The organism is Streptomyces sp. NPDC048211, assembly GCF_043202315.1.
Taxonomy (GTDB): domain Bacteria; phylum Actinomycetota; class Actinomycetes; order Streptomycetales; family Streptomycetaceae; genus Streptomyces.
Genome location: NZ_JBIDAD010000055.1, coordinates 1 through 1,957, shown reverse-complemented (window position 1 = coordinate 1,957; position 1,957 = coordinate 1). Strand labels below are relative to the sequence as shown.

Annotated in this window: 1 protein-coding gene; it reads right to left on the bottom strand. The window is 66.3% G+C overall.

All coding sequences use genetic code 11. From position 1 onward, the window contains the following. On the bottom strand, positions 1–1,957 hold a 1,957-nt coding region (locus tag ACGFZA_RS42475; RefSeq protein WP_393686478.1), incomplete at both ends, for a beta-ketoacyl synthase N-terminal-like domain-containing protein.

Here is a 1,957-nt window from a genome sequence, read left to right as displayed (position 1 = left end):
CCCGCCTGCATCGCCATCACCATCTTGATCACACCACCCACACCCGCAGCCGCCTGCGCATGCCCGATGTTCGACTTCAACGACCCCAACCACACGGGACGGTTCCCCCGGCCCTGGCCATACGTAGCCTGCAGAGCCTGAACTTCGATCGGGTCACCGAGTGAGGTGCCCGTACCGTGGCCCTCAATAGCATCGACTTGGTCCGCCTTCAGTCCAGCTGATTCCAACGCCTGCCGGATGACCCGCTGCTGGGACGGGCCGTTCGGGGCTGTCAGGCCATTCGAAGCACCATCCTGATTGACGGCGCTGCCCCGTACCACGGCCAGGACCCGGTGTCCCAGACGCTCCGCATCACTGAGACGCTCGACGAGCAGCATTCCCGCGCCCTCAGCCCAACCCGTGCCGTCCGCACCCGCACCGAACGCCTTGCACCGCCCATCAGGAGCAAGCCCGCGCTGCCGACTGAAATTCACAAACGCTTCCGGAGTAGCCATCACCGTCACCCCACCGGCCAGCGCCATATCGCACTCACCGGACCGCAACGCCTGAACCGCCAGATGCAAAGCCACCAACGACGACGAACACGCCGTATCCACCGTCACCGCCGGACCCTCGAGCCCGAACGTGTACGACAACCGACCAGAGATGACGCTCGTCGCATTGCCCGTACCCATAAGACCCTCAAGATGCGCGGGCACCTCACGCAACCGCGACGCGTAGTCGTGGTACATCGCGCCGGCGAACACACCCGTACGCGATCCCCGCAGCCCGGCGGGGTCGATACCAGCCCGCTCGAACGCCTCCCACGACACCTCCAGCAACAACCGCTGCTGCGGATCCATCGCCAACGCCTCACGCGGCGACACACCGAAGAACCCCGCATCGAACTCAGCAGCCCGATGCAAGAACCCACCCTCACGCGAATACGTCGTACCCGCATGATCCGGATCGGGATGGAACAGACCCTCCACATCCCAACCCCGATCCACCGGGAAGTCGGATATGACGTCAGACGCCGATACGACCAGTTCCCACAGGTCCTCCGGCGACTCGGCACCGCCGGGGAAGCGGCACCCCATCCCGACAATCGCTATGGGCTCATCGCCGTAGCCCGCGGACTGTACGGGCCCGACGTGTACAGGCGTTGAATCACCGACGAGTCGACCTCGTACATGATCAGCGAGCGCCGCCGAGGTGGGATAGTCGAAGATCAGCGTGGCCGGCAGGCGCAGGCCGGTCGCCGTGCCCAGCCTGTTGCGCAGCTCGACCGCGGTCAACGAGTCGAAGCCCAGGTCCTTGAACGGCTGCGCATCCTGGATGGCGTCCGGCGAGGCATGTCCCAGCACACCTGCCACGGTCCGGCGCACCAGGTCGCCGATGAACCTTCCCTGCTCGGCCGTCGACATCACGGCAAGCCTGCCGCTCATACCATCGGCGCCGGTCACCGTCACTGCATGCCTGGGCACCTGGCGGCGTACGCTGACCGGAGCCAAGGACCGCAGGATCGGGGCTACGGTGCCGGACTCGGCCTGCGCACGCAGTGCGGCCCGATTGAGGCGAACCGGCACGAGAAGCCCTTCGCCGGCGACGCCCAGCGCCGCATCGAAGAGGGAGAGCCCCTCCTCCTCGCTCAGGGCTTCTCCACCGAGCGCCGCAATGCGCCGTCGGTCGGCTTCGCCGAGCGTCTCCGTCATCGCGCTGGTGTCCGCCCACAGACCCCAAGCCAACGACACCCCCACCAGACCCTGCGACCGACGGGCTTGAGCCAACGCATCAAGGAACACGTTCGCCGCCGCATACCCGGCCTGCCCCGGAGTACCGAACACCCCAGCCGCCGAAGAAAACAGAACAAACGCCGACAGGTCCATGTCCCGGGTCAGCTCGTGCAAATGCCACGCCGCATCCACCTTCGGCCGCAACACACCACCAAGCCGGGCCGCATCCAACGACGTGACAA